This window comes from Streptomyces sp. NPDC006259, assembly GCF_042870975.1.
Classification (GTDB): Bacteria; Actinomycetota; Actinomycetes; order Streptomycetales; family Streptomycetaceae; genus Streptomyces.
In genome coordinates this window covers 1-5,607 of sequence record NZ_JBIAHY010000018.1, presented here as the reverse complement: position 1 = coordinate 5,607, position 5,607 = coordinate 1, and the positions used below count along the sequence as shown (strand labels likewise).

Here is a 5,607-nt window from a genome sequence, read left to right as displayed (position 1 = left end):
GTCCCACTCCGCGTTCGTCAGATCCCCACGGCCCATACGACAAGCCTGACCCCAACACCCCACTCACGTCAGGAGATCCGAGAAACAGTGCCTAATGAACGTCGGGGTAGGTGATGGTGTAGTCGTCCACGGGCAGGGCCTGGTCCGCGGCGTACTCGGCACGGGCCTGCCGGTCGGCCTGGGTGATGTCAGGGTGGACGGGGGGCATGTGGGGTGTGGGCCAGAACTGGACCAAATGCCGTTCCCCGTGGTCGCCGATGCCGGGTTCGGGATCGTCGGCATGGCAGTACAGACGCATACGCACCCAGCCTCCGCTGTCCGAGGCCGGGACATCGAGGGGGACCTGGTCCTGGGGCCATGCGTCCAGGACGTCGCCCTGCTCCAGGGTCGCGAGGCAGAGTGCGGGCACTTCGACGCGCAGGCTCATCTCCTCCGCCAGCTCCCAGTCGCCGCCGGCCTCCGGTGGCGGCGGGCCGTCGTAGACCTGGACGGTCAAGTGGAGAGGGCCGGTTTCGGTGGTGGTCAGGACGACGGCGTTGGCCTCACCGGTGGCCGGGCCGCAGCGCCACCCGAAGGGCATTTCGGCGGGGTATGCGTAGTCGTCGGTGAAGCCGATGAGGTAGCCGTTCTCCCCCAGGTCGACGGTGAACGAGGACGCGCGCACCAGCATGACAAGCCTCCTTGGACACGGCCGGTGCCCCGTTCCCAGGTGACGCGGGAACGGGGCACCCTGCCTTACGGGAGTGTATCGGCGGCCGGTCAGGCGATCACGTAGAAGGGATCGTGGTCCATGACATGCATCTGGCCGCGCCACGCGGTGATGCGTCCGCCCTGGGACTTGTTCTCCTGGACCTTGACCCAGGTGATCTCCCGCTGTCCGGCGGCGAGGGTGGTGCCGCCCTCGTAGGTGGAGGCGAAGGGGTATTCGTCGCAGGAGGTGCGCCCGGCGCGCCGCATGTCGGCCGGGACGGTGCTCGGGAGGCTGTCAGTCCCCGTTCATAGGATCACGGCATGTCTGATGCCTTCACCGTCTTGTGGACCCATGACACGTGCCGTGCGCTGCGCAAGGCGGGCCGCGTGGGCGAGCGTCCGCCGGTCGCTTTCAGCGGCATTCATTCCTCCCTGCCCGCGTGGACGGGTGCCTGTGCTGGGGACGATGTGTACGCGCTGCACGTTAACCGGCGCGAGGTTTTCGTGGTGAGTCAGATGCGAGTGATCGACAGGGAGCGACGCGACTGCTGCGGCATGGCCCCTGCAACCTGGGAGGACCCTGCCTATCCCAGGCACGGCGACTGGTCGATGCTCGGCGCCGACGGCTGCGGCGCCGAGGCGGTACACGTGGAGGCGACGCCCGTACGCTTCGACGTGGCCATCCCCGGTGAACTGCTTGCGAGGCTTACCTGGCGCAATCGCCGAGGCCAGACCCGCGGTCTGAAGTACGTGGTGGATGGCCGTCTTGAGAACTCGGTCAGCCTTCAGGGGTTCTACCGTTTGACTCCCGAGGCCGCTGGCGAGTTGGCGGAAGTCGTCGGCAGCCCTCCCCGTTGATGCTGACGGACGAGCAAGGGATTAGCACCTGACCCGCGTCGCGCCCCTGTGCTGCAGTAGTTGTGGAAAATCGAACAGGGCCGGGCCGCGGTGCCTCCCGAAGTAGTGAACACCCGCTGTCCGTTCTCATGGACATAGCCAGACAGTAGATATCGTCGATGAAACGGTCGAGCGGCGCAGCGGGCACCCGGCCGACATATTGCATGGACCCAGTGTGGCCGCCCGAGCGTTCAGTTCGCCAGGGCGGTGGCGCCGGCCCTGCCATCGATCGTCTCCCCGCCATAACCCCAGCCATTGAAGACCTCGAGCAGGCCGGTGCCCTGGTAGCCGCCGTCGGCGATCGTAGGGACTCCGCAGCAGGCCCGGTCGATGCCGGACTCCGTGAAAGCCCGGCAGTCGTTGCGGCTGCCGGGCAGCGCCAGGCCGACGGCCACGACCAGGCGACTGTTGAGGCGTCGATGACGACCTGCAGGTTGGTCGGCACGGAGGGGGTGAAGGAGCGCTCCGGGGGACGAGGCGGTGCTCGGGTGAACGCTGCCACCCTCGCGGATGAACCGCAGGCTGAACCCGCCTTATGCACCTGCACTAACCGCTATCCACATTCCGTGACCCATACCCTCGCGCGCGTTCTCGCCGCCTGCTGTCTCGCCCTGGCGTCGCTCGCCGCGGGCCCCGCCCACGCGGTGGCCGCCGAGCCCGTCGTCCTGCCGCTCACCGACGCCGTCGCCGCCCTGCCCTTCGCCGGCGAATCCCGCGACGGCTACACCCGCGACGCCTTCCGCCACTGGAACTCCGGCGCCGACCCGACCGACGGCTGCAACACCCGCGGCGAGGTCCTCATCGCCGAGGCCGTCACCGCCCCCGTCGTCGGCGCCCGCTGCGCGCTCACCGGCGGCAGCTGGTTCTCCTACTACGACGACACCACCGTCACCGACGCCTCCGGCCTCGACATCGACCACATGGTCCCCCTCGCCGAAGCCTGGGACTCCGGCGCCTCCGCTTGGAGCCCCGCCCGGCGCGAGGCCTACGCCAACGACCTCGGCCAGGACACCAGCCTCATCGCCGTCACCGCCCGCTCCAACCGCAGCAAGGCCGACCAGGACCCCGCCCAATGGCTGCCCCCGGCCCAGGGCGCGGTGTGCCGGTACATCTCCGAATGGACCGCCACGAAACTGCGCTGGAACCTCACCGCCGACCAGAGCGAAGTCGACCGGCTGACCGAACTCGCCGACGGCTGCGGCGACACCACCGTCGCCTACACCCCCGCGGTGTAGACGGCCTTGGGACTGGTAGGCGCGCATGTGGTGCTCGTCGGGGTAACGGCTTCGCGTACCCACGTCGTCACCGCGTCGCTGGCGGACAAGGCATCCACCGCCAACCTGCGCCGGTGGATGCTGGACGGTGACGTACCGATCCTGCGGGTCAACGCCGCGGGCATCCTCGCCAAGCTGCCCGGCCAGGGCCAGGCCGACCAGGTCGCCCGCGTCCTGGCCCACGACGAGGAGGTCCGCCACCTCTACATGACGGCCGTGACTTCCCGCGTGTGCGCGGTGGACTGGACGACCGCCGGCCGGATCGTCTCCCAGCCCGCCTCGTACGGCCCCCGCGCGGACTTCCTCGCCACCCGCTTCGCGAGGGAGGCCCTCAACCCCGGGACTCTGGCGCCCGCTGGTGCTCCTCGGTCATGCTGCGGGAGCTGAGCCCCATGATCGGACGGAGTCCCTTGTGATCGTCTTTGAAGTCCCCGCCGGCGAACTCGTCGACGAGCTGAACCGCCAGGCCGCCGAGGCCGGTATCACCGACGCGGCGATCGTCTCCCTGATCGGGGCGGCCGACTCCTTCACCGTCTCGACCATGCCCGAGGGCGACGCGCTCAAGGACATCATCACCAAGTACGACCTGCCCGGCGAGATGACCGGCACCGGCGAGATCCGCAACGGCCTCGCCCACATCCACGTCGTCATGGGCGTCGAAGGCGACCGCGCCATCGCCGGACACCTCCACGAAGCGCACATCGGCACCCACTTCGCCCGCGCCTACGTCATCCCCGTCACCTGACCCCGCGTTAGGGTGTCCGCACTCGGCCCCGGCGCCGCCCTCCCCCCGTGGGGCGCCGCCGGGGCCGAGTGCTGCCCAGGCCTCGCACCCGGCACGGTCACCGCACCCACTCGTACTCGTCGTCCTGCCCGCCGGCGTCGGGGTCCTCGTCGCTCAGCAGGTCGTTCACCTCCTCCTCTGTGAACTCACGCGCGAGGAGCAGTTTCCAAGACCTTTCGCCGATCATGCGGCTTGACCGCTGTGCCGCAGGTCAGACGGGCGCGAGCACCCCGGCGGAGCCGTCGTCATCGTCGTTGTGCCCGCTACGTGCCCCAGGAGCGGGGTCGTGCCCGCTGAGCCAGGAGTCGGCAGCTTCGGCGACCTGGTCGTCACGACCGGCGACCGGCCGGGCGTAGTGCCGGGTCGTAACGCTCGCGTTCGCATGGCCGAGGCGGTGAGCGGCGGTCATCACGCCGTACCGGTCGGCGACCCATGTCCCGTGCGAGGCCCGGAGGTCATGCGGGGTCACGTCGGTCAATCCGGCCGCCGAGACGGCGGGGTCGAAGTACGCCTTACGCCACTGGTTGTAGCGCAGAGGCTTTCCCGCAGGCGTGGTGAACAGCAGAAGCGTCATCGCCACCGGGCAGCGTCTCCAAGTGCCGGCCGAGCCGCTTGGCGAGCGACGGGCCGACTCGAAGTAGTCGCTTCTGATGCGACTTCGGAGTATCGAAGACCAAGGCGCCGTTGGCTTCCGCCAGGTTCTCGTCGACCAGCACGAAGCCGCCGGACACGTCGATGTCCACCGTAGTGGCGTGCGCGGGGTGCTCCCATCCCGTCCACCATCGACTCAGGCAGAGCCGAGCAGACGCGGCCCATGGCGTCCAGGTCGTTCGTACGGTGGCGCGCTCCACCTGGACGCCAGGAACCACGCCCGCTCCACGGTGTGTGGGTCGACGGCGGACGGGATGGGAGCTGGGGTGAGTGGTGGTGGAGGCTGCGCGCGAGGCTTGAGGAGGGGGGTGGATGCCACGGCCTTAAGCTCACAGTCCCGAGGCGAACCCGGGGACCTTTGTGCCCACCCCCCTTAACCGCGGACCTCAAGGGTTCTCCGACCGGTCTCAACGAGCAAGCTAGCAAGGGGCACCGACAATGGACCTGTGACAGCGTCCAGGCTGGAAGCGGACGTGCCCCAGCCGTGCCCGATCGAGCGGGAAACACCGGGGAACCGCAGTTACTCACGGACAGCGCGCAGCGCGACGGCCCCCGACCGATGCACCTGGTCAGGGGCCGTTCATCTGCGGTGGGTGTGGGATTTGAACCCACGGTGACTCGCGCCACGACGGTTTTCCAGGTCGTCGGCCGGCATTGGACGGGCCCCGCGTCCGGTGAGCTGGTGGAGCCAGCCCTCGGCCCAGTGCGCCTGGTCGACCAGCCGCAGCACCCCCGCGGCCGACGCGGCGCGGCCCGCCTGCTCCTTCGTCGGCAGCAGCGTCGCGGCGGCGGGCGTCACCCGCGCGAGCACGCGCTCCCGTTCGCCGTCCTTGCCGATGACCTCCTCGGCGGCGATGGCGCCCTGGAGGTACGTGGCCGCCCACCACCGCCACTCGGTCGCCAGCGGCGCCGGGACGTCAGCGGCCACGGGCACAGCGTCCAGCAGTTCAGACGCGCGGCCGGCGGCGGCCTTCGCCGCGGCGGACAGCTCCCCTTCATCCGCTTCTCGTTGGCCTGCCACCACTCCTGGGCACACTTCCAGCACCGCCCCCGCTTCTTCGCCGCCGCCTCCGGCGTCACCATCGCGGTGTGCCCGCAGTCGGGATAGGTGTAGGACACCTTGTGGCCGACGCACTCCCGGCAGGCCGCGACGTCGCCTCCACGTCCTCCTCGAACAGCCCTGCGCGCGGGGCGGGCTCATCCAGTCGGGCAGTGCGGTCATGGCTTCGCCGTAGTGGTGCGTCGGGTCCGGAAGGCGGTGCGCGGCGGGGCTGTCCTACTTGGCCGGCAGACGGAGCATCGGTTCGAAGG

General features: G+C 69.8%; 8 protein-coding genes and 2 pseudogenes. 4 read left to right on the top strand and 6 right to left on the bottom strand.

Annotated elements, in window-relative coordinates:
* Positions 1-91: 91 nt before the first annotated feature.
* Positions 92-670 (bottom strand): hypothetical protein, encoded by a 579-nt coding sequence (locus ACFYO5_RS37895; RefSeq protein ID WP_388718336.1) that lies wholly within the window; start codon positions 668-670, stop codon positions 92-94.
* Positions 671-759: 89 nt separating this feature from the next.
* Positions 760-957: a NucA/NucB deoxyribonuclease domain-containing protein gene (locus ACFYO5_RS37890; protein WP_388718332.1), complete on the bottom strand. Its 198-nt coding sequence runs from the start codon at positions 955-957 to the stop codon at positions 760-762.
* Positions 958-1,011: 54 nt separating this feature from the next.
* Between ACFYO5_RS37890 and ACFYO5_RS37885 the strand changes: the two genes are divergently transcribed.
* The gene (locus tag ACFYO5_RS37885; protein WP_388718329.1) at positions 1,012-1,548 is read left to right on the top strand and encodes a hypothetical protein; all 537 of its coding nucleotides are present in this window, start codon (positions 1,012-1,014) and stop codon (positions 1,546-1,548) included.
* A gap of 305 nt (positions 1,549-1,853) precedes the next feature.
* Here ACFYO5_RS37885 and ACFYO5_RS37880 read toward each other — a convergent pair.
* A pseudogene (locus ACFYO5_RS37880) lies at positions 1,854-2,026 on the bottom strand (transposase); the annotation flags it as partial.
* A 127-nt stretch (positions 2,027-2,153) separates the two neighbouring features.
* On the opposite strand from ACFYO5_RS37880, the gene ACFYO5_RS37875 reads away from it, so the two are divergent.
* The 3 genes from ACFYO5_RS37875 to ACFYO5_RS37865 are packed head-to-tail and all read left to right on the top strand — an operon-like array spanning position 2,154 to position 3,606.
* A complete protein-coding gene (locus ACFYO5_RS37875) occupies positions 2,154-2,822 on the top strand; it encodes an HNH endonuclease family protein (protein WP_388718326.1) in 669 nt (222 codons plus the stop codon).
* Between the two features lie 6 nt (positions 2,823-2,828).
* Positions 2,829-3,248 carry a hypothetical protein gene (locus ACFYO5_RS37870; protein WP_388718323.1) on the top strand — a complete coding sequence of 140 codons (420 nt, stop codon included), beginning with the start codon at positions 2,829-2,831 and terminating at the stop codon, positions 3,246-3,248.
* A 25-nt stretch (positions 3,249-3,273) separates the two neighbouring features.
* Positions 3,274-3,606 carry a PCC domain-containing protein gene (locus ACFYO5_RS37865; RefSeq protein WP_388718320.1) on the top strand — a complete coding sequence of 111 codons (333 nt, stop codon included), beginning with the start codon at positions 3,274-3,276 and terminating at the stop codon, positions 3,604-3,606.
* Between the two features lie 97 nt (positions 3,607-3,703).
* On the opposite strand, the gene ACFYO5_RS37860 is transcribed toward ACFYO5_RS37865, so the two are convergent.
* From ACFYO5_RS37860 to ACFYO5_RS37850, 3 genes and pseudogenes are all read right to left on the bottom strand, one after another.
* Positions 3,704-3,832 carry a hypothetical protein gene (locus tag ACFYO5_RS37860; protein ID WP_388718317.1) on the bottom strand — a complete coding sequence of 43 codons (129 nt, stop codon included), beginning with the start codon at positions 3,830-3,832 and terminating at the stop codon, positions 3,704-3,706.
* A 24-nt stretch (positions 3,833-3,856) separates the two neighbouring features.
* A pseudogene (locus tag ACFYO5_RS37855) lies at positions 3,857-4,385 on the bottom strand (tyrosine-type recombinase/integrase); the annotation flags it as partial.
* Positions 4,386-4,876: 491 nt separating this feature from the next.
* Positions 4,877-5,224: a hypothetical protein gene (locus ACFYO5_RS37850; RefSeq protein ID WP_388718314.1), complete on the bottom strand. Its 348-nt coding sequence runs from the start codon at positions 5,222-5,224 to the stop codon at positions 4,877-4,879.
* Between the last annotated feature and the right edge of the window lie 383 nt (positions 5,225-5,607).